Source organism: Nonomuraea sp. ZG12 (assembly GCF_052068115.1).
Classification (GTDB): domain Bacteria; phylum Actinomycetota; class Actinomycetes; order Streptosporangiales; family Streptosporangiaceae; genus Nonomuraea.
In genome coordinates this window covers 348194-371745 of the sequence record NZ_JBQHCW010000002.1, presented here as the reverse complement: position 1 = coordinate 371745, position 23552 = coordinate 348194, and the positions used below count along the sequence as shown (strand labels likewise).

Genomic DNA, 23552 nt, shown 5'->3' with positions numbered 1-23552 from the left:
AAACCGAACAGGAAGGCGAGGGTCAGAAAATTTCGTTCATTTCCTGACAAATAGCCCTCGCCCTCCTGGCCGCCGTCACAGATCGGTGGCGATGATCTCCTCGATGTTGCGTTCGGCGAGCGCCGTGATGGTGACGAACGGGTTGACCGTGGTGTTGCCGGGGATCAGCGAGCCGTCGATGACGTACAGGCCGGGATAGCCGGCCAGCCGGCCGTAGTTGTCGGTGGCCTTGTTCAGCACCGCGCCGCCGAGCGGGTGATAGGTGAGGTGGTCGCCCCAGATCTTGTAGACGCCGAACAGGTCCGTCCGGTAGATCGTCCACTCCTTCGCGTTGATCTTGTCGAAGATCGTCCTGGCCATGTCGATCGACGGCTGCTTCCAGGCGAGCTGCCAGTTCAGGTCGACCTTGCCCGTCGAGGCGTTCCAGGAGAACTGGGCCCGGTGCGGGTTGTTGGTGATCGACAGGTAGAACGAGGCGAAGGTCTCGATGCCGGTGGGCAGCGGCGCGACCTCGGCGAACGCGCCACCGGCCGCCCAGTTGTCGATGCCGGAGCAGGGAATGGCCGACTGGAGGCTGCCGGTCGGGTCCCACAGGTGGTTGGCCCGGCCGCACATGACGTTGCCGTTGTCGCCCCAGCCCTTGCCGACCTCGTTGTTCAGGCCCGGCAGCGCGCCGGTGGCCCGCAGCTTGACCAGCAGCTTGCTGGTCCCGACGCTGCCGGCGGCGAAGAACACCCGGTCCGCGGTCACGGTCTTGGTGGCCGTGGTGTCGCCGGTGGTGTTCAGCTGGCCGATGACGACCGTGTAACCGCCGCCACTCGCCGGGGCGACCGAGGTCACCTGGTGCAGGGCCGAGATGGTCACCTTGCCGGTGGCCCTGGCCTGGGCGAGGTAGGTCCTCTGCAGGGACTTCTTGCCGTGGTTGTTGCCGTAGAGGATCTCGCCGGCCAGGGCCGACCGGGTGACGGTCCCGGCCGCCTCCTGCTCCATGTAGTCCCAGTCGTACACGTCGGGCACGAAGACGAACGGGAAGCCCGAACGCTCCGCGTGCTTACGCCCGACCCGCGAGTACTGGTAGCACTCGGTGGAGTCGAACCACGCCGGGTCGATGCCGCCGACCCCCAGCCCGGCGTTGGCGCGCGGGTAGTAGACGCGGTACATCTCCTCGGCGTCGACCGACGGCAGGACGGAGGCGAAGTTCTCCCGCTTGGGCGTGACCGCCATGCCGCCGTTGACCAGCGAGCCGCCGCCGACGCCCCGGCCCTGGTAGACCGTGATGCCGCTGAAGTCCTCGGCGTCCAGGATGCCGGTGTAGCGCGGGATGTCCCTGTCGATCGGGAAGCCGAGGAAGTAGTTGAGCGGCGCCTTGGTCCTGGTGCGCAGCCAGTAGGACCGGTAGTCCGGCTCGCGTGTGTTGCAGAAGATCTTGCCGTCGGAGCCGGGCGTGTCCCAGGCCATGCCCATCTCGATCATGTGCACGTCCACGCCCGCCTGGGCGAGACGCAGGGCGGCGACGGAGCCGCCGTAACCGGTGCCGATCACCAGCGCGGCGACGTGCGCCCCGTTGGCGATCGGCGGGGCCGCGGCGGCCCTCCTGGCCTGGGCGGCGGCGGGCCCCGCGAGGGCCGCCAGGCCCAGGACGGAGCCGGTTCCGGCGATGAACCCACGGCGCGAGACGGCTCTGGAGACGGGGGGCTGGTCCCTCATGGTGTTCCTCACTCTCGGCGAAGGAGAACGGGTCGTGCCTGGTGCTCGCGCCTTGGTTCACTGGTGAAGTGTCGATCGCCCGCCCCCGCCGCGGGCGCGTGCTATCGGTTGACGCCGCTGGGCAGCCTGCACACCGTGTCGAGGCCCAGTACGTGGTTGAGCCGGCCGAAGGCCAGCCAGGAGCCGAGGCTCATGCTCAGCTCCACGATCTCCCGCTGGGTGTAGTGCGTGGTCATCCGCGTCCAGAACTCGTCGTCGAGCCCGTGGTGGTCGAGGGCGTACCGCTCGGCGTACTCGGCGGCCAGCCGGGTGCGCTCGTCGAAGGCGTCGGTGGTGCGCCAGTGCGTCACCGCGTCGGCGAACCCCTCTTCGACCTTCCGCCCGTCCCGCTCGGTCCGCCAGTCGAGGCAGAACTCGCACCCGTTGATCTGCGCGATCCGCAGCCGCGCCGCCTCGAACTCGCGCAGCCCGAGGGTCGTGTGGGCGTACACCGACAGGGAGAACTTCGAGGCGGCGATCCCGATGCCGGGGATCATCTCGCCCCACACGTACTCGATCGCGTCCTTGCCCTCGGGGATGTCGATGTTCACGCCGGTCTCCTTCCGAGCCTGCCGGGACGCAGGGGGACGTCGAGCGCGTCGTAGAGCCCCGGTTCGGCGTCCACGAGCCAGTCGATGGCGCTCACCAGCCGGGCGACCGCGGTCGCGTTCCCGCCCGCGGATCGGTTCCCGGCCTCGTCGACCGCCTCGACGGTGACCTCGATGCGCGGGTTGCCCTCGATGATCACCCGGTGCGCGCCCGCGCCGTCCGGCGGCGTCGGCCAGTCGGGGGCGCAGGAGGGGTGGATGCGGGTGACGTGCTCGATGACGATACGGGGCTCGCCCGCGACGATCCCCTGCACCTCGAACCGCACCGCGCCCTGGGTGCCCGCCTCGAACTCGCCCATCGCCGGCGTGCTCACCGTGGCGTCGAGCGGGCGCCGGTGCACGCTCTCGCGCAGCTCCTCCAGCTCCACGCCGAGCCCCCTGGCGATCAGCCGCACCTGCCCGCCCCACACCATGGTGGGCACCGTCGGCGCGATCATCGGCGGCTCGTAGTCCATCGGCTGACCCATGCCGACCAGGTAGCGGACGGAGTCCGGCTGGTCGTAGGTGGTGTAGTCGAAGATCTCCTGGCAGCGGATCGCGTCCACGGTGGTGCCGAGCCCGCTGATCAGCAGGGGCAGCACGTCGTTGCCCCAGCCGGGGTCGACGCCGGAGACGAACAGCGCGCCGCCGCCGTCCGCGACGGCGGCCAGCACCGCCTCCCGCGTCTGCGGCGGGGCGTTGCGCTGGTCGTAGAGCGCGTACAGGGAAGGGGTGACGACCACGGCGCCGGCCCGGATCGCCCTGACGATGTCGGCGAGCGCGTCGTCGGGGCGGATGTCGCCGGACGCGGCGTACACGACGGCGCGCGGGCGCGTGGCCAGCACGGCGTCCACGTCGCCGGTGGCCGCGATCCCCAGATCGCGGCCGAGCTCGCCGAGCTCGCCCGCGTCGCGGCCGAGCTTGCGGGGGTCGTGGACGAGCACAGCGGCGAGTTTCAGCGCCGGGTGGGCGTCGACGGCCCGGATGGCCGCGCGGCCGATGTTGCCGGTGCCCCAGACAACCGTGGACGTCATGGGCGGAGCGTAGCAAGCGCTTGGTTAAGTGTATAGGGCCCGCACAGGACTGATCGCCGCTTGTGAGAACCGGCCGGTCGGAGGGTTGGATGCTGCCGGTAGGGTGAAAGGCGATGCTCTCGTGCTGGACGAGGGCGCGGCGGTGGGGCCCGCCGTTCCCCGGCTCGCCGGGGCGAACCTCGGTCGTGCGCCGACGACGGTCCCTGCCAGATGTGTGGAGTTCATCCTGGTAGGGGGTCATATGCGGGATTCCGGGGTTGACCCGCGACCGCCGGCCGACCGGGCCGAGCAGCGGCCCAGCCCCTGGCCGGTGCTCGCGGCCGTCTCCGCCGGTGGCGTGCTCGGCTCGCTGGCCAGGTACGGGATCTCGACGGCGCTGCCGTATCCACCCGGCACGTTCGCCTGGCCGACCTTCCTGGTCAACGTGTCGGGATGCCTGCTGATCGGCGTGCTCATGGTGCTGGTCGGTGAGCTGTGGAGCGGGCGGCGGCTGCTGCGCCCGTTCCTGGGCGTGGGCGTGCTGGGCGGTTACACCACCTTCTCCACCTACGTCGTCGACATCCACCTGGCGATGGCCGCAGGCCGGGCCGGGACCGCGCTGGTCTACCTGGTCGCCACGCTGCTCGCCGCGATGCTGGCGGTGTGGGCGGGAGCGGCCCTCACCGGCAGGGCCGTCGCCGTCGTCCGGGCGAGCGCGGTGCTGCGGGCCGCGGAGCAGGAGGGCGAATGACCCTGCTGCTCGTCGCTCTGGGCGCCGCGGTCGGCGCGCCGCTGCGCTATCTGACCGACCGGCTCATCCGCTCCCGTCACGACTCGGCGTTCCCGTGGGGGACGCTGGCGGTGAACGCGGCCGGGTCGCTGCTGCTGGGGTTCCTGATCGGCCTGCCGGCCGACCCCGCCCTGACCGCCCTGCTGGGCACGGGCCTGTGCGGGGCGCTCACCACCTACTCCACCTTCAGCTACGAGACCCTGCGCCTGACCCAGGAAGGCCCCCGCTTCCTCGCCGCCGTCAACGTCGTCAGCAGCATCGCCGCCGGGCTCACCGCCGCCATGATCGGCCTGCTGCTGGCTCAGGTCTTCACCACCTGACTCCGGACGACCGTACCGAAATACAATCGTCGACGGATCGTGCCGCCACTGGGCGCGCAGGAATCAGCGGCGGAAGAGGCAGCATGGCAGCGGAATTCGAGCATGGCGACCACATCCTCGTGCAGGACGGCAGGACCCTGGAGATCTTCCACCGCGACGTGTCGGACAGCAGCCGCTTCCACGTGGCGTTTCTCGGGGTGCACGCGACGCCGCACGGTGACGGGTTCAAGGTCCGCCTCGGCCGCAGGTACGGCGAGGACACGATCGTCGACGGGATCCGGCTGACCATGAGCCAGGAGCGGTTCGCGGAGTTCCAGAAGTTCATCGCCCTGGCCATCGCGGCTCGTGACCGACCCGCCTGACCCCCAGGCGCACCTTCCGGTATGTGGACGAACGGGCTCATCCCAGGAGGGCGCCGATGGCCGTCATGATCGGGATGGACAGCAGCGTGGTCAGCAGGACGCTGCTGCGCGCCAGCCGCCGGCCGGTGTCGTAGGTGACCGCGTACACATAGACGTTCTGCGCGGTGGGCAGGGCGGCGAAGAGGGTGGCGGCCAGCAGCACCGTCCCGTCGAGGCCCAGGACGAAGCGGGCGGTCACGTACGCGATCACCGGCTGGACGACGGCCTTGAGCAGCACCACGAGGGCGATCTCCCGGCTTGCGCCGGTCCCCTCGGGCGGTGCGGGCGACCGGCGGGAGCCGTACAGGCTGAGGCCGTACGCCAGCAGCGCGACGGGTACGGCCGCGCCGCCGAGCAGGTCGATCGGCCGCATGATCGCCACCGGCAGGCTCACCCCGCCGAGCGCGAACGCGAGCCCGAGCAGGGTGCCGAGGGAGAGCGGGTTGCGGACGGCACTCGTCAGCGCCGTCCGCACCGACCGGGAGCCCTCGTCCAGGATCAGCAGGCCGATGGGCGTGACCAGCACCAGCTGGAACAGCAGGATCGGGGCGATCAGGGCGCCGTCGCCGAGCACGTACAGCGACAGGGGCAGGCCGAGGTTGCCGGCGTTGACGTAGGAGGAGGCGAGGGCGCCGATCGTGGTCTCCCGCAGGTCCCGCCGCCAGACCAGCCTGGCCACCAGGACGAACACCAGCTGGGCACAGGCCACCGCGACCACCTGGGTCACCAGCACGGGGGAGAACAGCACGCCCAGGTCGGCCCTCGACACGGTGGCGAACATCAGCGCGGGAGCCGCGACGTAGAACGCCAGCCGTGAGAGCACCAGTTCGTCGGCGGTTCGCAGCACTCCCGCCACCCCGATGAGGTAGCCGAGAACGACCACGGACACGACAGCACCGAACGCCGCGACAACCCCCGACACGCTCCTGGCCTCCCAAATCGGACTTTCAGGAGCGTATCGGGTGCCGTCTCGCAGCCGGTGGCCGCTCCTGCCGAGTTCGCTGGTGACGGTGGCAGGAATGCGGTGAAAAGTGGCAGCCCAGCCTCTCATTGCCAGCCGGTCGGTCATGTCACGCTTGTTAAGCATTAACGGGGATAAATGGAGGAACAATGCGACATATTGCCGTGGTGTTGGTGACGGCGGGGGTGCTGGGCGCTGGGTTCGCGTCGGCTTTCGCCACTGCCGCTGCCGCCGACCAGCAAGGACAGGCCTCGGCCGCGTCCGACAGCGTGCGAATCACCAACCGCGATATGTGACACCCTCCCAGCGAGCGGCCATCGTCCGATGGCCGCTCGCTTCTTTCATCGCTAATCCGGTGAGTTTCGTCTATGTGATGACATAGTGTTCGCTGTCGTGTCTAGACGATCACGGATTTTCTGGGGTACGGCGGTGCTGCTGGCACTGGCTCCCGAACTCGATCGCCGGGGCGCATGGGGTGGGACCTCTACTTCCTGGCGCCCCCGATCCTGATCCTGCTCGCCGCACGCGCTCCCCGGCGCGCACCCGTCAGGCGAGGCGGCCCGGCCCGCCGGCCGGCGGTGGTCCTGACGGTGACGGCGCTCCTGCTCGCCACGGTGCGATCGGCGCCCACCGGCAAGCTGAGCGCGGAACACGAGCTCGACTGCGCCGGCTTCGGACACGGCACGGTCACCGGACTGACCGAGGCGGAGAAGGACTTCCTGTGCGAGGTCCGCGGCCACACCGTCGTTCACGACGCCCGGATCCGGGAGTGGGACGGGGTGCCTGACCAGGTGGTTTTGGCGCTCGGACACCATCTGTGCGGCCTGGCCGTACGCGATGGCGGCGACGTCGGCGCGCCTGCCGTGCGGGAGGCGCCGCACGCGTCCCTGGCGGGGGCGCTGGCCCGGCTGTGCCCGGCGGTGGCCAGAGAGCAGGAGGCGGAGGGGCTGCGGCGGCAGTCGGCTACGAGAGTCCGACCGGTACGCTCGCCCTCATCGACGCCGACGGGAACACGCTGCCCGGACTCACGACCGCCGGCCCTGGTTCCTACCGGGTTCGGGTCCACCTGCGCGGCCGCGAGCTCGTCCACCAGGTTTCCGATCCGCCGGACGGAGCCGTACAGCTGCTGATCATGGTCTTCCCCGGCGAAGGAAAGAAGCCGACCGTCTACGAATGAGCGCGGTAGGTGGCCTCGACGAGGCGGCGGACCCGGTCGCCGCCCCCCTCGATCAGCTCCGCCATCCGGTTGGGCACGTACGCGAAGGCGAGGCCGCTGCCGGGATCGGCGAAGGCGAAGGCCCCGGTGACGCCGGCGTGGCCGAAGGCGGCGGGGGAGTCCGCGCCGGGCCACATCGGGCCGCCCGGCAGCATGAACCCGGTGCCGTAGTAGGTGTCACAGCCGAGCACGAGATCCGTCCCGCCCGCTTCGACCGTGCCGGCGGCGGCCGTGGTCTCCGGGCGGAGCAGCCGGACGCCGCCGACCTCGCTGGCGAGCGCGGCGTAAAGGTGGGCGAGACCGGCCGCGTTCCCGGCCCCGCCGCAGGAGGGGATCTCCACCTGGCAGGCTCCGGCGCTGGTCAGCAGCTCCGCCGTCAACGCCACGCTGCCGAAGGTCGAGCGGTGGAACAGGGAGGCGGGATCGCCGATGGCCCGGTTGAGCGCCTCCAGCTGCGGGTGGCCGCGCCCTCGCAGGAGCTGCCGTTCGGTGGGCGGCACGAGTCCCGCCAGTCGCCCGTCCTTGCCGGGTGGCAGGCTGATGTGCAGGTCGAGCCCGAGCGGGCGGGCGATCTCCTCGGCGAAGAACTCCCCGACGGTCCGGCCCGTGACGCGCCGGATGACTTCGCAGACCAGCCAGCCCATGGTCAGGCAGTGATATCCGTGTCCCCGCCCCGGCTGCCAGGCCGGCCGGGCGGCGGCCAGGGCGTCCCGCACCGGGGTGCGTCGCTGGATGTCGGCCAGGGTGAGCGGCGGGTCGACGGCCACCACGCCGGACCGGTGTCCGAGCACCCAGCGCAGCGGGATCTCCGCCTTCCCCTCGGCGGCGAACTCCGGCCAGTACTCCGCGACCGGGGTGTCGAGGTCGAGCAGGCCGCGGTCGACCAGCACCATCGCCGCGGCGGCGACCAGCCCCTTGGTGGCCGAGGCCAGGAGGGCGATGGTGTCGCGCCGCCAGGCGCCGTCGCCCGCCAGCCCTCCCCACAGGTCCACGACCGGTCGTCCCGCCTGGTAGACGGCCACCGACGCGCCGAGCTCCCGGCCGTCGGCGAAGTTGCGCGCGAAGGCGTCGCGGACCTCGCCGAAGCGCGGCTCGCACCACCCGTGGACCTCGCCCACACCCTCTCCCCATGCCCGGCGGGACCGGCTTGAGGGGCGAACCGGCTGCTCCTCCTCCGGCTACCCGGTGGCCCGGAGGGGAAACGGTCACGGCAGCAGGGCGGTGGCCTCCACCTCGATGAGCCAGCCCGGCAGGCCGAGCGTCTGCACGCCGAGCAGGGTGCTGGAGGTCCGCGGCCAGGGGTCGCCGTAAGCCTGCTGGGCGGCGCCGAAGATGACCGGCACCAGCTCCGGGGTGTGGCCGACGACGTAGATGTTGTGGCGGACGAGGTCGGCGGGGGTGGCGCCGACGCCCTCCAGGGCCAGCTTGACGTTCAGGAACGCCTGCAGGGCCTGCGCGGCGTGGTCGCCAGGACCGACCAGCTCGCCGGCGGCGTCCAGCGCGATCTGCCCGGAGAAGTACGCGGTGCGCCCGGCGGGGGCGATCACCACGTGGGCGTAGAGGCCCTGCACCGGCGGGCAGAGCGCGGGCGGGTCGACCCGGTCCAGCGCGGTCATGCCGGGGCCTCCGATCGGGCGAGCAGCAGGTCCGCCAGCTCGGCCGGGCTGCTCAGCTGGGCGAAGTGGTGGGAGTCCAGCTCGGCGACGGGCAGGCCGAGGGCGCGGAACGTGCCGGCGGTCTCGGCGAACGCCTCGAAGCGCAGGCAGCGGACGAACAGGGCGGGCATGTTGCCGGGACGCCCCGGGCCGGGCAGCGGCTCCTGATGGGTGCGCAGCGGCATCGGGGTGCTGTGGGCGCGCAGCCACGCGGCGTCGTCGGGGTCGTCCACGCCCAGCCCGGCGGGGTCGAGCGGCTGGGCGTGTTCACCGTCCCCGGCCAGCTCGGTGAAGACCCCGGCCAGCCAGGGCATCAGGTCGAAGCAGGACTGGCCGGGCTCGGGCACGAAGGCGTCGAGGTAGACCAGCCCGGCCACGCGCTCGGGAGCACGCCCGGCCGCTCCGGTGATCACCATGCCGCCGTAGCTGTGGCCGACCAGCGTCACCCGCTCCAGGTTCTCGCGCCGCAGGTGGTCGAGCAGGTCGTCGACGTGCGCGGACAGGCCGATCCCGGCGCCTCGCGGGTCGCCGGCACGTTCTCCGAGGCCGGGCAGCGTGGGCGCGTGCACCTGATGGCCGGCCGCTTCGAGCAGCGGGGTCAGGCGTGACCAGATCCAGCCGCCGGCCCATGAGCCGTGTACGAGCACGTATGTCTCAGTCGAGGACATCGGGCTCCTCCTCGAAGATCAGCGACGACAGGAGCCGGAAGTTGTTGCGAGCCATGTTGGCGCTGCCGAACTGGCGGTGCGCCACCTCGGCCTCCTCCTCGGTCATGATCCGTGGGGTGCCCGCCGCCTCGGCCAGGAGCTGCATCTCGCAGGCGCGGTTCATCGAGATGAACCACCAGGCGGCCTCCTCCACGCTGCGGCCGACGGTCAGCAGGCCGTGGTGCCGCAGGATGGCGGCCCGCGCGGAGCCGAGCCGGACGGCGATCCGCTCGCCCTCGTCGCGCTCCAGCACCAGCCCCCGGTACTCGTCGAAGAGCACGTGGTCACGCCAGAACGCGCACGCCTCCTGCACGATCGGGTCCAGCGGCCGGTCCAGCGCCGCCCAGGCCCGGCCGTGGATGGTGTGGGCGTGCGCGACGGCCACCACGTCGGGGCGGGCGTCGTGGACGGAGGAGTGGATCCAGAACGCCGCCTTGTTCGTGCGCCGGGCGCCGTGCGCGATCCGGCCCTGAGCGTCGACGAGCAGCAGATCGCTCACCTTGATCTTGGAGAAGTGCACGGAGTACGGGTTCACCCAGAAGTGGTCGGTCAGCTCCGGGTCGCGGGCGGTGATGTGCCCGGCGACGCCCTCGTCGTAGCCGTATCTGGCGAAGATCCGGAAGGCGGCGGCGAGCTGCCGCTTGCGGTGCAGCCGCTGCTCCTCGACGGGAGCCGATGCGTACGTGGGGGCCTCGTCGAGATCCAGCTCAGGAGGCGGGGTGGAGATCGTCATGGTGTCGTTCCCTTCGACGTGTGCCCAGGATGTGACCCGGACCACCATTCCGTCAACCTCTGAGGCGAATCTGTTTGCCTCAGAGGCAACGATCATCCACTAGGATCGCCCCGTGACCACTCGCGCGCAGGCGGACCAGGACGACCCCGAGAAGCGGGTCGCGGCCCGGCTGCGCGAGCTGCGCCGCGAGCGCGGGGTGACGCTGGCCACGCTCGCCGACTGGACCGGCATCTCCGCCGCGCACCTGTCCCGGATGGAGAAGGGCGAGCGCCAGCCGTCCATCGGCTCACTGATCCAGCTCGCCCGCGCGTACGGCGTCTCGCTGGGCGAGCTGGTCGGCGACGAGCGCCCGCGTGAGCACCACGTGGTGCGCGGCGCCGCCGCGCCCGTGCACGAGGGCCCCGACGGGCCCTACGCGATGATGACCGGCCTCGGCCCCCGCTCCGCGCTGGAGGCGGTCCGGCTGGAGCTGACCGCCGACCGCCCCGAGCGCGTCGCCGTGCACGCGGGCGAGGAGTGGGTGTACGTCGTGCGCGGCCGGATCGTCGCCCGGATCGGCGAGGAGGAGGTGTCCCTGGTCGCCGGGGACGCGCTGCACTTCGACGCGGCGGCCCGGCACTCGCTGTGGTCCCGCGAGGAGCCCGCCACCGTCCTCATCGTCTCCGTCGCGCCCCCGCCGGGCCGTCCGCCGCACAGCGCGGGTTCGGCCTAGCCCGATCGCCGCGTGATCAGGTCCAGCCCGAAGTCGAAGCGCTCCTCGAACGTCCCCCCGGCCAGGTGGCCGAGCGCCCTGGACAGCGCCGGATGGGCCGCGGGCGTCACCGCCGCGTCCAGGACCTCGCCGACCGAGGCCGGCGCGCCCTGCTCCTCCTGCGTCAGGCCGAGCGTGAAGTAGACCGCGGTCCACGCCGTCCACGCCGCCTCCCGCTCGTCGAGCCCGCACTCCAGCAGGGCGCTCACGATCGCCTCCCCTGTGCGCAGCGTGTTCGGCTCCGCCGCGTACGTCCCCGCCACCACCCGCGCGCCGTCGCGGAAGCCCAGCAACGCCCGCCGGTAGCGGCGCAGCAGCTCGCGGAACCGGTCGGCCGGGCCGGGCGGCAGGTCCTCCAGCGGCACCCGGGCGAGGATCGCGTCGGCCATCAGCTCCAGCAGCCGCCCCTTGGTCTTGACGTGCCAGGACACGGTGTTCAGCCGCACGCCCATCCGCTCGGCCACCGCGCGCAGGCTCACCCCGTCCGCGCCCTTCTCACCGAGCAGGTCGAGCGCCGTCGTGACGATCTCACCCTGGCGTCGCGCGTTCGCCACCGGAAAACCTCCTCTTGGTTGCCGACCAAGAGTATCTGGGACACACTGTTGGTCACTGACCAAGAACGCGGAGGTCGCGATGGAAGATGTGATCGTCGTCGGAGCCGGTCCGGCGGGCCTGTGGCTGGCGGCCGAGCTGCGCCGCGCGGGCGTGCCCGTGCTCGTGCTCGAACGCGCCGAGGCGCCCAGCCCGCACTCCAAGGCGCTGACCCTGCACCCGCGCATGATCGAGGTGCTGGCCATGCGCGGCATGGCGCGGGACTTCCTGGACGAGGGCGTCATGCTGCCGAGCGGGCACTTCGGGCTGCTGGAGTCGCGACTGGACTTCCGCCCCCTGCCGACGCGGCATCCGTACACGCTGTTCTTCCCGCAGCGGCGCACCGAGGAGCTGCTGGAGCGGCGCGCGGCCGAGCTGGGCGCGCGGGTGCGGCGCGGGCACACCGTGACCGCGCTGGCACAGGACGGCGAGGGCGTCGAGCTGACCGTGACCGGCCCCGACGGCCCGTACGAGGTCCGCGCCCGCTACGTCGCCGGCTGTGACGGGGCCGGCAGCACCGTACGCCAGGCCGCGGGCATCGGCTTCCCCGGCACCGACGCCACCGTGTACGGCTTCCTCGGGGACGTGACCCTGGACGATCCGCCGCAAGGGCCGCTGTCCGCCCACACCGCCGATGGTGGTGTGATGGTCGTCGGGATGCCCGGCGGTCACCACCGCATCGTCGGCCTCCTGCCCGGCCCGGTCGACGCCGCCGCCGAGCTCACCCTGGACGAACTGCGCGCCGCCGTCGTCCGGGTGATCGGGCGCGACCTGGGCATGCGGGACCCGCTCTGGCTGTCCAGGTTCGGCAACGCCTCCCGGCAGGCGGCGACGTACCGGGCGGGCCGGGTCGTGCTCGCGGGCGACGCCGCCCACATGCACTTCCCGGCCGGCGGCGTCGGCCTCAACGTGGGCGTCCAGGACGCGATGAACCTCGGCTGGCGGCTCGCCGCCGTGGTCTCGGGCCGCGCCCCGGAGAGCCTGCTCGACGACTACCACGCCGAACGCCACCCCGTGGGTGCGGACCTGCTGGAGAGCAGCCAGGCGCAGACGGCGCTGATGACGGCTTTCACCCCCGCGGGCCAGGCGTTGCGCGCCCTGCTCGGCAAGCTGATCGCCGCGCACCCGGCCCTCTCCCTGGACCTCGCCGCCCGGCTGGCCGCGCTGAACGTCGCCTACCCGCCGGCCGACCCGGCCGCCCATCCGCTCACCGGCGCCCGCGTCCCCGACCTGCCGCTCCGCGACGGCGGCACGGTCTACGAGCTCCTGTACGAGGCCCGCCACGTCCTGCTCGACCTGGGCGCGGGCCCCGGCAGCATGCCCCGCGCGGTCGCCGGCCACGCCCGCGACCTGGGCGCGACCGTACACAAGGGAGCCCTCGCCGACGACGCGGACGAGTGGTGGCGCGAGATCCGCGCGCTCCTGATCCGCCCCGACGGCCACGTGCACTGGGCCACCACGTGACCGGAGCGCTTCCTGGCCGGGAAGCCCCGAGGCCAGGAAGCGCTCAGCTGATCAGCGCTCAGCCGAGGCGGGCGAGCTCCTCCTCGGTGAGCCGCAGGGTCGCGGCGCCGATGGAGTCGAGGATGGACTCCGGGCGGCTGGCGCCGGGGATGGGGATGACCACAGGGCTGCGGGCGAGCTCCCAGGCGAGGCAGACCTGCTGCGGGGACACGCCGCGCGCGGCGGCGATCTCGGTGAAGGCCACCCGCTCCAGCAGCTCCCCGCCACGGGTGATGCCGCCGAGCGGGGACCAGGGCAGGAAGGCCAGGCCCAGCTCGGCGCAGACGTCGATCTCGGGCTCGCTGGACCGGAACCGGGGAGAGTACTCGTTCTGCACGCTCACCAGCCGGTCGCCGAGGATGTCGTGGGCGAGCCGGATCTGCGCCGGGTCGGCGTTCGAGATGCCCGCCATCTCGATCTTGCCGGCGTCGTGCAGGTCCTTGAGCGCGCCCATGGTCTCCTCGTAGGGCACCTTCGGGTCGGGACGGTGGTGCTGGTAGAGGCCGATGCTCTCCACGCCGAGGGCCTTCAGCGACCGGTCACAGGCCTGCTTGAGGTAGGACGGGCTGCCGTCGACGTCCCAGCCGCCGCCGGGCGTGCGGGTGTGCCCGCCCTTGGTGGCGACGAGCACGGTGGCGGCGTCGCCGTCCCACTGGGCCAGGGCCTGGGCGACCAGGCGCTCGTTGTGGCCGACGTCGTCATGCGAGGGCGTGTAGGCGTCAGCTGTGTCTATCAGGGTCACGCCCGCGTCCAGGGCCGCGAGGAGGGTGCGGATCGACTGGTCCGCATCGGGCATGTGCCCGGCCACGGACATGGGCATGGCGCCGAGCCCGATGACGGACACCTGGCGGCTTCCGATGGCGCGAGTTGTCATGGCGTTGTGCATGAGGACAGCCTCCCCGCTGGAGCGCACTCCAGGTCAAGTCGTGCTCAGTAGCCGGGAAAGACTCCGCGCAGGTCGTCCAGGGTGAGCTTGCCGCCCGTGAGCGTCACCGTGGCCGGCGTGTGCTCGGGGGAGTGGCGTCCGGAGACGAGCCGCACCCACCACTCGGCCGGGGCGCTGAGCACGGCGTCGGGCCGGCCGGGCACGTCGGTGAGCGCCACCGCGTCGGCCACGCCGAGCCCGAAGGAGCGGTCGGGGGAGGTGAGGCGGACGGCGATGGCGACCGGGCGGCCGTCGAGGGCGTCGGCCTTGGCGGCGAAGCTCACGAGCATGCCCACCTGGTCGAGGAGCGGCTCCGTCGCGGCGGGGGCGAGGGTCGCCGCCGGGTCGAAGGTGACGTCGACGTCCCAGGCGTGCAGGGCGGCCTCGCTGAGCCGCATGCGCGCCGCGGCCGCGACGTCCAAGGGCACGGGCATGAAGCCGAGATCGATCCGCAGCTCCTTCCGCGTCCGCGCGTCGAGGCCCTCGAAGCGTGCGACCAGCGCCTCGTCGGCGGTCAGGTAGCCCGCGGCCCGCTCGGCCGGGGACATCGCGTCCCAGCGTGCCCAGACCCCCTTGTTGAAGTCCCCGTCCGGCGCGGCGCCGCCGGCCAGCGAGGACTCCAGGGCGGCGAGCGAGATCTCCGCGCCGCTGCCGAGGTGGCTGAGCACCTGCGACACGTCCCAGCCCGACGCTCCGGACCGCCGGGTCAGGTCGCCTGCTGACAGGCCGCGCACCACGGTCGCCAGCCGGTCGTGGCCGCTGCGCAGGGCGTCGATGATCTGGTCGGCACGATCGGTCATGTTCGTCTCCCAAAGGGGGTGTGTCCGGCCTGCTGACAGCTTTCGCTTTCCGGCATGCGGGAAGCGATGTTCCGCCGCGTGGGTGACCGAGGTCACCATCGAGGTGGCAGGGCTTCCCCGCCAGGGCTGTCACGAGTACGAAGGAGTCGCCTGTGTCGTCTATTCCCACCGACCAGTGGTACGTCGCGGCGTACGGGCGCGAGATCGGCCAGGAGCTGTTCAGCCGCACCATCTGCGGCGAGTCGATCCTGTTCTGGCGCACCACCGGGGGGCAGGTCACCGCCATGTCGGACCGCTGCGTGCACCGACGCTTCCCGCTGTCCGAGGCGCCGAGCCGGCTGGTCGACGACCAGGTGGTGTGCGGCTACCACGGCTTCACCTACGGCGCCGACGGCCGTTGCGTCGCCGTCCCCGGCCAGACCCGGGTGCCGCGCACCGCCCGGCTGAAGAGCTACCCGGTCGTGGAGCAGGACTCGTTCGTCTGGGTGTGGATCGGCGACCCCGCCAAGGCCGACGCCGCCGCCGTGCCGAGGGCGCCCTGGCTGGCCGCGCCCGACTACACCACCGTGTCCGGCATGGAGCCGCTCAAGGCGCGCTTCGGGCTGCTGGTGGACAACCTGCTCGACCTGTCGCACGAGACGTACCTGCACGGCGGCTACATCGGCACCCCGGAGGTGGCCGCCACCCCGACGACCACCGAGGTCGACGACGAGGCCGGCATCGTCTACGTCAGCAGGCACATGGACGACGCCGAATGCCCGCCCTTCTACGCCAAGTCCACCGGCCTGACCGGCCGCATCATGCGCTGGCAGGACATCGAGTACACCCCGCCGTGCCTGTACAAGCTGCACTCGCGGATCGCGCCGCTCGGCGTGCTGCCCCGCCCGGACGGCAGCGACCCGGACGCCTTCCACGTCGAGGTCGTCTACGCCATCACCCCCGAGACCGAGCACAGCACGCACGACTTCTGGGCCGTCGCCCGGGACTTCGCCCTCGACGACCAGGGCGTCTCGGACTTCCTCGCCGAGCAGAACCGTACGGTCGTGCTGCAGGACGTCGCCGCGCTCGACGTGCTGGAGCAGGTGATCGCGAGCGAGCCCGCGGGCTACCAGGAGCTGTCGATCAACATCGACACCGGCGGGCTGGCCGCCCGGCGGATGCTGGCCAAGCTGGTCGAGCCGAGCACGGCCCCGGCCCGGACGGCGTGATGAACGTCGAACCCACCCGCATGCTCACCGGCCCCGGCGTGCTGCGCGTGGTGTGGCTGCCGGGCAGCGACCTGCTGCGCGGCACCTGCCACTGCGGCGCGGCGTACATCGCGGAAGGCCCCGTCGAGGTGTGGGACTGGCTGCTCGGCCACCCCGTCGGGCATGACGCCCCCGCCCTGGACGGCGCGGCGGAGCTGTCGGGCACGGGAGCCCGGCGATGAGCCTCGAACTCGTCGTGCACTCCCGCGAGTGGGCGGCCGAGGGCGTCCTGGTCCTCGGCCTGCGCGACCCGGCCGGCGGCGCGCTGCCCGCCTGGACGCCCGGCGCGCACATCGACCTGGTGCTGCCCGGCGACGTGGTCCGCCAGTACTCGCTGTGCGGCGATCCGGCCGAGCGCACGGCCTGGCGGATCGCCGTCCTGCGCGAGCCCGGCGGCCGGGGCGGCTCGGCGCTCGTGCACGAGCTCATCCCGGGGACGACGGTCACGGTCCGGGGGCCGCGCAACCACTTCCCCCTCCAGCCGGCGCCCCGCTACCTGTTCATCGCGGGCGGGATCGGGATCACCCCCATCCTGCCGATGATCGCCGCCGCCGACGCCGCCGGCGCCGAATGGCGGCTGCTGTACGGAGGCCGCACGGCGGCGTCGATGGCCTTCACCCGCGAGCTGCGCGCCACCCACGGCGACCGGGTCGACCTGCGCCCCCAGGACGAACACGGCCTGCTCGACCTGGAGAGCCTCCTGGCGGAGGTGACACCGGACACCCTCGTCTACTGTTGCGGGCCCGCCCCGCTGCTGGACGCCGTCGAGAAACACTGCGCCGGACGGCCCCCCGGCACCCTGCACGTCGAGCGGTTCACCCCCAAGGACGCGGGCGACCCCCTGCTGACGGGGTCCTTCGAGGTCGAGCTCGCCGGCACCGGGCTCACCTGCACCGTGCCACCCGACCGGTCGATCCTCGAAGTCCTGGAAGAGGCGGGCGTCCAGGTCCTCACCTCCTGCCGCGAAGGGACCTGCGGCACCTGCGAGACGGGCGTACTCGCAGGTACCGTGGACCATCGGGACTCCCTCCTCACCCCCGAGGAGCAGGCGGTGGGCGACACCATGCTCATCTGCGTCTCCCGCGCCGCCTGCCCCAAGCTGGTCCTCGACCTCTGACCCCGCCCCAGGAGCCGCCCATGCAGGTGCCCGCGCCCCGGCACCCGGCCGAACGCACCGGCCCGGTCGTCGCACGCGCGCTGCAGCTCCTCGGCGCGTTCACGCCCGACCGGCGCTCGCTCACCCTCAGCGAGCTATCCCGCTACTCCCACCTGCCCGTCTCCACCGCGCACCGGCTGGCCTCCGAGCTGGTCGCCTGGGGCGCGCTCGAACGTGACGTCTCCGGCTGCTACCACATCGGCCTGCGCCTGTGGGAGATCGGCTCGCTCGCCCCGCGCGGCCAGGGCCTGCGCGAATGCGCCCTGCCCTTCCTGGAGGACCTGTCCCAGGTGACCCGCGAGAACGTGCAGATGGCCGTACGGGAAGGGCCCGAGGTCGTCTTCGTCGAGCGCATCGCCGGCAGCAAGGCCGTGCCGGTGCTCACCCGCGTCGGCGGCCGATTCGCGCTCACCGCCACCGGCGTCGGGCTCGTCCTGCTCGCCTACGCCCCCGCCGACGTGCTGGAACAGGTCCTGGCCCGGCCCATCAAGCGCTACACGGACCGTACGCTGACCACACCCCACCAGCTGCGCGCCACGCTCGCCGACACCCGCGCCCGCGGTTACGCGATCAGCGACCGGCAGGTCACCACGGACGCCCTCTCGGTCGCCGCGCCCATCCAGAACGCCCAGGGCGAGGTGGTCGCCGCCGTGTCCCTCGTCGTGCACCACGGCAGCGCCTCACCCCACGCGCTCGCCCCGCTGGTGCTCACCAGCGCCCGCGCCATCTCCCGCGCGCTGCCGCCGTTCATCTGATCGTTTTGCCCTTCTCCTCGCCAAAGCTTTAACTTAAAGTGATACTAGGAACGCTTTCCGTTATCACTACACGAGGAGCGTGACCCTCTGGACGAGAACCAGGCGATGCCGGCCGCACCCGCCACCGGGGTGCCCCGGCCCCACCACGACCTCCGGGTGCCGGCCGACCTGATCGCGACGGCCGAGCGCGGCCTCGGCCCCGGCGGACGCCCGCGCAAGCGCGTGCTGATCATCGGAGCCGGGATGGCCGGCCTGGTCGCCGCCTACGAGCTGATGCGCCAGGGCCACGACCCCGTCGTCCTGGAGGCCCAGCAGCGGGTCGGCGGGCGGGTGCTCACCCTGCGAGACTTCGCCCCCGGCCTGTACGCCGAGGCGGGCGCCATGCGCATCCCCCGCGTGCACGACCTCACCCTCGCCTACTGCGCGCGGTTCGGGCTGAAGCTGCGCCCCTTCGTCATGGGCAACCCCAGGACGCTGGCGTACATCCAGGGCGTCAGGACCACGATCGGCACCCTCAACGCCGACCCGCAGATCATCGACTTCGAGCTGGCCGAGCACGAGCGCGGCCGCTCCTACGAAGACCTGTGGCGCGCCGCCACCCAGGAGATCCACGACCTGTACGCCCAGGAAGGAGAGAACGCGCTCGACCGCATCTGCGCCGAATACGACCGCTACTCCATCCGCAGCTTCCTGCGTGAGCGAGGGTTCTCCGAAGGGGCCATCGAGCTTTACGGCGTCATGAGCTTCCGGGAGTCCAACCTCAACGCCGCCGTCATCGAGCAGTTCCGCGAGATCATCGGGCGGGCCTTCGAGGACATGCAGGAGATCGAGGGCGGCTCCGACCTGCTGCCCACCGCCTTCTACCACGAGCTCAGGCGGCACATCCGGTTCGGCCACGAGGTCACGGCCATCGAACAGGGCGACCACACGGTCAGCCTGCACGTCAGGACGGGCTCCGGCCGGACGACGATCACCGGCGACTACGCCATCTGCACCATCCCGTTCTCGGTGCTGCGCGACGTCGAGACCAGGCCCGCCTTCTCCCGGCGCAAGCAGCGCGCCATCCGCGAGCTCAACTACAACGCCTCCACCAAGATCCTCCTGCAGGTACGCCGGGCCTTCTGGGAGCAGACCGACGGCATCGTCGGCGGCACCACGGTCACCGACCTGCCGATCCGGCGCATCTGCTACCCCTCGCACCCCGCCGCCGGAGACGAGCGCTCGATCCTGCTGGCGAGCTACACCTGGGGGCAGGACGCGCTGCGGTGGGGGGCGATGTCCGCGCAGAAGCGGATCGAGCAGGCGCTGGAGGACGTCGCCAAGATCCACCCCGAGATCCACGACCACTTCGAGATCGGCGTCACCCACGCCTGGTACAACGACCCCTACGCGGCCGGGGCCTTCGCCCTGTTCGAGCCACACCAGCAGAGCAACCTGCACGACGCGATCATCGCCCCGGAGGGCCGCGTGCACTTCGCCGGCGAGCACTGCTCACTGTGGCACGCCTGGATAGAGGGCGCCCTGGAATCCGGCCTGAGCGCCGCCCGCGCCGTACACCAAGCAGACTGAACAGGGGGAAACCCGTGCGGCGGTAAGGCTGGGCGGTCCGCCGCCCAGCTGCTCGCCGTTCAGCCCTTCACCGCTCAAGCCCCTCGCCGTTCAGCCCCTCATTGCTCAAGCTCCCCGCCGTTCAGCCCCTCAGGGCTGGGCGGTGGGGCGAGGGGCGTTGCTGTACTGGTGCAGGCGGGCCGCTGCCGCGTTCAGGTCGGCGGCGGCGGCGGTGCAGGCGGCGCGGTGGGCGCTCACCGATGCGCGTAGCCAGGAGGGGGCGATGCCGCTGGCCGCCAGGCCGGCTTCGATCTCCCGGAGGCGGTCGGCGCAGGCGGTGAGGGCGTCGGCGTCCGCGCGGAGGGCTTCGGCGTGGGCGGCGATCGCCGCGAGGTCGGCTGACATCACGCCTCCGGGCAGCGGGCGGCCACCGGGACGGCGGCGTCGCGGAGCGCCTGACGACGGGTGGACGCCAGGCACAGCAGGGGCCGGGCGCCGTCGAGCCCCAGTTCGCGCAGCCGGTCGGCCAGCGGGTGCGCGGACTCCGGGTCGACGGTCAGCCGCAGCAGCGGCATGGGGTGCAACCGGGCCGGCCCGCGGGTCCGTACGGACGAGCGCAGCGTGGCGCCGGCCCCGCCCGCGTAGCCGACCAGGTCGCGGTCCGGCACGGGCAGCCAGGGACCGAGCCGCCCCCGCAGGGTGAGAACGTGGTCGCCGGGAGACCCGACGGTGACGCGCGCGCACCGCCTGGTCAGCCTGAACTCCAGCGGCGTCTGGTGCGGCTCGCCACCCCACAGCCGGGGCGCGACCGCGAGGGCGGCGGCCGTGTCGACCACCGAGCCGACCAGATGGTTGCCCGAGCGCCGCCGGCCCGCGCCGCGCAGCAGGTCGGGCCAGGCCAGGATGGACCGCCGGAGCCTGCCGCCGACCGGCCCCGGCACGACGACGCCGAGGTGCAGCTCGCGGTAGCCGCCCGCGCTGGTGCGCCGGTTCCAGGCGGCGTGCACGGCGACCAGGGCGCGGCCCCCGACCCGCAGCGCGGAGCCCGTGCCGGTGCCCTCCAGCAGCCGGCCCGCCGCCGCCGGATCCACGGTGAAGTACGCCGTGAGCGCGCTGCCGTCCCGGCACCTGATCGGCAGCTCGACCGCTCCCGCCGGGCCGTCCACCGAGTAGGTCGGCACGGTCAGGAAGGGGAAATCCGACAGGTCGGGGACGCGGTCGAACAGCTGGTAGGCCTGCGAGCGCACGACCGGCCCGGCGAAGGGCGTGAGTCGCTGGTCGAGGTGCGCACGGGCGTCGGGCAGGTCGTCGGTGAGGTTGGCCAGATAGTGCTCGACGCTGTGGCAGAGCGGGAACAGGTGGGTGGCGTCGAAGTAGTCGACCACGTACCAGTCGGGATGCAGGTCGAAGCAGCCGCCCGCGCCCTGCCCGTCGAGGGTGGGGATGATGTCGTGCTGGTTGGTGACGCTGGCGACGAAGGTGCGCGGGTCGGCGGGCCGCTTGAAGTCGACGGGCGAGCCGATGGCGATGGCGTGGGTGACCGTGTAGCGGGCGCAGAACTCGGCGTCCTGCGCCAGGTTCATGATCGCCGCGCCGCCCGCGCTGTGTCCCACGAGCGCCAGCTCGGCGCCGTCCGGCAGCCCGTAGTCGGCGACGGCCCTGGCCAGCGCCCGGCTGAAGGGGCTGCTGTCCAGCACGGCGCTGCTGAACGCGCCGAGCAGGTCCTGGGGCGAGTCGCTGCTGGGCCGTCCGGCCCGCATGCCCGGCGCCTGGAGGACGTGGCGGACCACTCCGTCAGGGCCCTCGACGCTCTGGATGAGGATCCGGCCCGTGGTGCCGACCGTGCTGATGTTGCGCAGGAAGCCGAGCAGCGACCCCCGCCGGCTCAGCCGCGCGGCTTCGGCGCCGGTCAGCTCGGTCCGGCGCGCGGCGCCCTCGCCCGTGTCGAGGACGGCCACGGCCCTGTTGCTCAGGCCGGTGAGGGGGTCGGCGGTGGCGTAGCCCTTCCCGGTCGCGATGAGCCAGGCGGCGGCGTCGTTGAGCGGGTTCTCGTCCAGCAGCGCGCGCAGGGCCAGAACCTCGCCGAAGACCGGGGCGAGCTGGCTGAGCGCGTGCACCGCGCCACGGTCCTTGAGCAGGGCGCGCAGCGCGCGGACGGCCTCCAGGTCACGGTCGGCGGCGGCCGCGTCGATGAGCCGGGCCAGCATGCGATCGTCGGCCAGCTCGGGATGGTCGACGGCGACGGCGGCGATGCGCAGCCGCAGTGAGGTGGCCAGCACGCGCACCGCCAGGCTCTCCGCCCCGGCCACGGCGCCGGCCTTGGCCGCGACGGTGGCCAGCCGGCCGCCGGTGAACGCGTACCCGAGCCCCTGGTCGTTGGTGGTCGCCCGCAGCAGCGCGCGGTAGGCCGGATGGCCCGCGGCCGGGGTGCGCGGCAGGGCGCGCAGCAGCGCGCCGTCGGTGAGCGCGGCCGTCGCGTGCGCCGCCGCCTCCTGAACCGTGACCGCGACGTCGACCAGCTCACGTGCCGCCGCACGCAACGCCCCGGCGGCGGGATCGCCCTTCCCGCTCATGGCCGCGACCGCCGGGACATGCTGACGTAGCGGGGGCTCGGGTCCTCCGGCGTGTTGCGGTGCAGCACATCCGAGAGCGTGCGGGTGGTCGTGATGATCCGCATGCCGTACGGGGAGAAGGTGGCGGCGTTGAACACCCGTGGCGCCAGCAGGGGGTTGGTGAGCGCCTGGGAGAAGGCGTCGATGGCGATGATCTTGGTGAGCAGCGGTGGCAGGATCGCGCCGGGGGATCCGGGCTCCTCGGCGAACAACCCGACGTACAGGTCGAGGTCGTCGACGCCGTGGTAGAGCTCGCGCAGCGCGCCGGTCACCCGCTCGTTGCCGGAGATCTGCGCGAACGTGCGCACCCTGGGGAAGCGGCAGTGCTCGCGGTAGCTGTTGTACGGGGCCAGGCCGAGCGCGCGGGAGTCGGCGATGCTGGCCACGTCGACCTCCCGCAGCAGGGGATCGGTGTTGAACAGGCAGATGCGGCCGGCCCGCTGGAGCGAGGCGTCCTCGAAGAGCTTGCCGAGCCCGGGGCCGGGGATGAGCGAGCCGCCGAGCAGGGTCCGCGCCATCGGCAGGTCGCTCCCGCCCACCGACAGGTGCGACGGGATCAGGCTGTGCCAGCGGTAGACGAGGTTGAACTCCACCGAGGCCCAGTTCTGCCGGTGCCAGGGCGCGCCGGCCAGCATCGCCGACAGCCGCCGGTCCAGGGTGAACCGGAAATGGTAGGGGGTGATGTGGTTGATGTACTCCTCGACCACCAGCTTGATCAGCAGCACGATGAGGATGTTGCGCGTCGTCTGGAACAGCCGCTCGTCGTCCCAGCGCGGGTAGTGCCGGGCGAGCAGCCGGGCGACCCGGTTGTGCTCGCGCAGGAACAACACCGTGAGCATGGTGAAGCCGAGCTGGATGTTGCCCCGGTCGCTCCCGGTGGCGAACAGCGTGTCGCGCTGGGCGTCGGTGAGCTCGTCGAAGCGGATGACGCTCAGCGGGTCGAACTCCGGCTTGATCTTGCCGTCCTCGCACAGGTAGGGCGGGAACTCCCCGCCGTTGATGAGCTGGCTCTTCAGCAGCCCGCCGTCGAACGCGCGCAGCGCCGCCGTCGCCGCCTCGTCGAGGCCGTACAGCTGGTTGAGGTCGATGTGGTGGTTGGAGCTGTTCTTACGCGGGTCGCGCGGGATGTTGGTGTCGCCGCGTAGGAAGCCGTCGGTGAACCACTGGGCGAAGTAGGCGAACAGCACCGTGGAGCGCGGGCAGAGGATCGTCTCGCCACGGGTGAACAGGTCGGCCGCGCGCTCAGGGGTGGGCCGGCTCCCCTCGGGGGCCGTGACGGGGGGCAGGTGCCTGCCGCTGTAGGTGCGGTCGGTCAGCGAGGCCCACGAGGTGTAGGCGGCCATCGTGCTCAGCGGCTCCGGCCGGGGCGGCATCTCGCGGACCGCGTGGTCGATCAGCGAGGCGTTGACCCGGCGCCGGACCGGCTCGATCGTCTGCACGAGGTCCCAGAACGGCCGGCCGTTGATCAAGGCCAGGAACCTGAGCCGGTTGACGAGCCCGTCCGTGGCGATGCCGCGCGCTCTGCTCGCCGCCAT

Annotated in this window: 26 protein-coding genes; 12 read left to right on the top strand and 14 right to left on the bottom strand. The window is 72.4% G+C overall.

Annotated features, from left to right (window positions below; all coding sequences use genetic code 11):
- Nucleotides 1–75 precede the first annotated feature (75 nt).
- The 3 genes from ACTMTF_RS08770 to ACTMTF_RS08760 form a co-directional block, all read right to left on the bottom strand.
- Nucleotides 76–1707 carry a GMC oxidoreductase gene (locus ACTMTF_RS08770; protein WP_441110129.1) on the bottom strand — a complete coding sequence of 544 codons (1632 nt, stop codon included), beginning with the start codon at nt 1705–1707 and terminating at the stop codon, nt 76–78.
- Between the two features lie 101 nt (nt 1708–1808).
- Entirely contained in the window at nt 1809–2297 is a 489-nt protein-coding gene (locus tag ACTMTF_RS08765) for a carboxymuconolactone decarboxylase family protein (protein WP_441110128.1), read from the bottom strand.
- Complete coding sequence (locus tag ACTMTF_RS08760; RefSeq protein ID WP_441110127.1) at nt 2294–3367, bottom strand: NAD(P)H-dependent amine dehydrogenase family protein; 1074 nt, start codon at nt 3365–3367, stop codon at nt 2294–2296. The genes ACTMTF_RS08765 and ACTMTF_RS08760 overlap by 4 nt, the downstream gene beginning before the upstream one ends.
- Before the next feature lie 103 nt (nt 3368–3470).
- Between ACTMTF_RS08760 and ACTMTF_RS08755 the strand changes: the two genes are divergently transcribed.
- From ACTMTF_RS08755 to ACTMTF_RS08745, 3 genes are all read left to right on the top strand, one after another.
- Nucleotides 3471–4097, top strand: a complete 627-nt coding sequence (locus ACTMTF_RS08755; RefSeq protein WP_441110126.1) for a fluoride efflux transporter FluC — start codon at nt 3471–3473, stop codon at nt 4095–4097.
- Nucleotides 4094–4456, top strand: a complete 363-nt coding sequence (gene crcB, locus ACTMTF_RS08750; RefSeq protein WP_441110125.1) for a fluoride efflux transporter CrcB — start codon at nt 4094–4096, stop codon at nt 4454–4456. Before ACTMTF_RS08755 ends, crcB begins: the two co-directional genes overlap by 4 nt.
- 83 nt (nt 4457–4539) lie before the next feature.
- Nucleotides 4540–4818, top strand: coding sequence for a hypothetical protein (locus ACTMTF_RS08745; RefSeq protein ID WP_441110124.1), 279 nt, complete (start codon nt 4540–4542; stop codon nt 4816–4818).
- A 37-nt stretch (nt 4819–4855) separates the two neighbouring features.
- Here the strand turns inward: ACTMTF_RS08745 and ACTMTF_RS08740 are convergent, their stop codons facing one another.
- Nucleotides 4856–5746 carry an AEC family transporter gene (locus ACTMTF_RS08740; RefSeq protein WP_441110123.1) on the bottom strand — a complete coding sequence of 297 codons (891 nt, stop codon included), beginning with the start codon at nt 5744–5746 and terminating at the stop codon, nt 4856–4858.
- Between the two features lie 221 nt (nt 5747–5967).
- Here ACTMTF_RS08740 and ACTMTF_RS08735 point away from each other — a divergent pair, with 221 nt between their 5' ends.
- Nucleotides 5968–6114 (top strand): hypothetical protein, encoded by a 147-nt coding sequence (locus ACTMTF_RS08735; protein ID WP_441110122.1) that lies wholly within the window; start codon nt 5968–5970, stop codon nt 6112–6114.
- Nucleotides 6115–6288: 174 nt separating this feature from the next.
- Nucleotides 6289–6948: a hypothetical protein gene (locus tag ACTMTF_RS08730; protein WP_441110121.1), complete on the top strand. Its 660-nt coding sequence runs from the start codon at nt 6289–6291 to the stop codon at nt 6946–6948.
- Nucleotides 6949–6985: 37 nt separating this feature from the next.
- Here ACTMTF_RS08730 and ACTMTF_RS08725 read toward each other — a convergent pair whose 3' ends face one another.
- The 4 genes from ACTMTF_RS08725 to ACTMTF_RS08710 all read right to left on the bottom strand — a co-directional run bounded on the left by ACTMTF_RS08725 (nt 6986) and on the right by ACTMTF_RS08710 (nt 10129).
- Complete coding sequence (locus ACTMTF_RS08725) at nt 6986–8152, bottom strand: serine hydrolase domain-containing protein (protein WP_441110120.1); 1167 nt, start codon at nt 8150–8152, stop codon at nt 6986–6988.
- Between the two features lie 87 nt (nt 8153–8239).
- The gene (locus tag ACTMTF_RS08720) at nt 8240–8650 is read right to left on the bottom strand and encodes a RidA family protein (RefSeq protein ID WP_441110119.1); all 411 of its coding nucleotides are present in this window, start codon (nt 8648–8650) and stop codon (nt 8240–8242) included.
- The gene (locus tag ACTMTF_RS08715; protein ID WP_441110118.1) at nt 8647–9357 is read right to left on the bottom strand and encodes an alpha/beta fold hydrolase; all 711 of its coding nucleotides are present in this window, start codon (nt 9355–9357) and stop codon (nt 8647–8649) included. Before ACTMTF_RS08715 ends, ACTMTF_RS08720 begins: the two co-directional genes overlap by 4 nt.
- A complete protein-coding gene (locus tag ACTMTF_RS08710; RefSeq protein ID WP_441110117.1) occupies nt 9344–10129 on the bottom strand; it encodes a class II aldolase/adducin family protein in 786 nt (261 codons plus the stop codon). Before ACTMTF_RS08710 ends, ACTMTF_RS08715 begins: the two co-directional genes overlap by 14 nt.
- A gap of 112 nt (nt 10130–10241) precedes the next feature.
- Here ACTMTF_RS08710 and ACTMTF_RS08705 point away from each other — a divergent pair, with 112 nt between their 5' ends.
- On the top strand, nt 10242–10841 hold the full coding sequence (locus tag ACTMTF_RS08705; RefSeq protein WP_441110116.1) for a helix-turn-helix domain-containing protein: 600 nt from the start codon (nt 10242–10244) through the stop codon (nt 10839–10841).
- Here the strand turns inward: ACTMTF_RS08705 and ACTMTF_RS08700 are convergent.
- Complete coding sequence (locus ACTMTF_RS08700; RefSeq protein ID WP_441110115.1) at nt 10838–11434, bottom strand: TetR/AcrR family transcriptional regulator C-terminal domain-containing protein; 597 nt, start codon at nt 11432–11434, stop codon at nt 10838–10840. The genes ACTMTF_RS08705 and ACTMTF_RS08700 overlap by 4 nt on opposite strands.
- A gap of 79 nt (nt 11435–11513) precedes the next feature.
- On the opposite strand from ACTMTF_RS08700, the gene ACTMTF_RS08695 reads away from it, so the two are divergent.
- On the top strand, nt 11514–12935 hold the full coding sequence (locus ACTMTF_RS08695; RefSeq protein WP_441110114.1) for an FAD-dependent monooxygenase: 1422 nt from the start codon (nt 11514–11516) through the stop codon (nt 12933–12935).
- 58 nt (nt 12936–12993) lie between these two features.
- On the opposite strand, the gene ACTMTF_RS08690 is transcribed toward ACTMTF_RS08695, so the two are convergent.
- Nucleotides 12994–13848, bottom strand: a complete 855-nt coding sequence (locus tag ACTMTF_RS08690) for an aldo/keto reductase (RefSeq protein ID WP_441110113.1) — start codon at nt 13846–13848, stop codon at nt 12994–12996.
- Nucleotides 13849–13904: 56 nt separating this feature from the next.
- On the bottom strand, nt 13905–14699 hold the full coding sequence (locus ACTMTF_RS08685; protein WP_441110112.1) for a maleylpyruvate isomerase family mycothiol-dependent enzyme: 795 nt from the start codon (nt 14697–14699) through the stop codon (nt 13905–13907).
- A gap of 152 nt (nt 14700–14851) precedes the next feature.
- Between ACTMTF_RS08685 and ACTMTF_RS08680 the strand changes: the two genes are divergently transcribed.
- The 5 genes from ACTMTF_RS08680 to ACTMTF_RS08660 all read left to right on the top strand — a co-directional run bounded on the left by ACTMTF_RS08680 (nt 14852) and on the right by ACTMTF_RS08660 (nt 19426).
- Nucleotides 14852–15907 (top strand): Rieske 2Fe-2S domain-containing protein, encoded by a 1056-nt coding sequence (locus ACTMTF_RS08680; RefSeq protein WP_441110111.1) that lies wholly within the window; start codon nt 14852–14854, stop codon nt 15905–15907.
- On the top strand, nt 15907–16128 hold the full coding sequence (locus ACTMTF_RS08675) for a hypothetical protein (protein ID WP_397016118.1): 222 nt from the start codon (nt 15907–15909) through the stop codon (nt 16126–16128). Before ACTMTF_RS08680 ends, ACTMTF_RS08675 begins: the two co-directional genes overlap by 1 nt.
- Nucleotides 16125–17063, top strand: a complete 939-nt coding sequence (locus ACTMTF_RS08670; RefSeq protein ID WP_441110110.1) for a PDR/VanB family oxidoreductase — start codon at nt 16125–16127, stop codon at nt 17061–17063. The genes ACTMTF_RS08675 and ACTMTF_RS08670 overlap by 4 nt, the downstream gene beginning before the upstream one ends.
- Before the next feature lie 20 nt (nt 17064–17083).
- Nucleotides 17084–17857 (top strand): IclR family transcriptional regulator, encoded by a 774-nt coding sequence (locus ACTMTF_RS08665; protein ID WP_441110109.1) that lies wholly within the window; start codon nt 17084–17086, stop codon nt 17855–17857.
- A 105-nt stretch (nt 17858–17962) separates the two neighbouring features.
- Entirely contained in the window at nt 17963–19426 is a 1464-nt protein-coding gene (locus ACTMTF_RS08660) for a flavin monoamine oxidase family protein (protein ID WP_441110108.1), read from the top strand.
- Nucleotides 19427–19555: 129 nt separating this feature from the next.
- Here the strand turns inward: ACTMTF_RS08660 and ACTMTF_RS08655 are convergent, their stop codons facing one another.
- The 3 genes from ACTMTF_RS08655 to ACTMTF_RS08645 are packed head-to-tail and all read right to left on the bottom strand — an operon-like array spanning nt 19556 to nt 23552.
- The gene (locus tag ACTMTF_RS08655) at nt 19556–19810 is read right to left on the bottom strand and encodes a hypothetical protein (RefSeq protein WP_441110107.1); all 255 of its coding nucleotides are present in this window, start codon (nt 19808–19810) and stop codon (nt 19556–19558) included.
- On the bottom strand, nt 19810–21978 hold the full coding sequence (locus tag ACTMTF_RS08650) for a hypothetical protein (protein ID WP_441110106.1): 2169 nt from the start codon (nt 21976–21978) through the stop codon (nt 19810–19812). The genes ACTMTF_RS08655 and ACTMTF_RS08650 overlap by 1 nt, the downstream gene beginning before the upstream one ends.
- Nucleotides 21975–23552, bottom strand: a complete 1578-nt coding sequence (locus ACTMTF_RS08645) for a peroxidase family protein (RefSeq protein ID WP_441110105.1) — start codon at nt 23550–23552, stop codon at nt 21975–21977. Before ACTMTF_RS08645 ends, ACTMTF_RS08650 begins: the two co-directional genes overlap by 4 nt.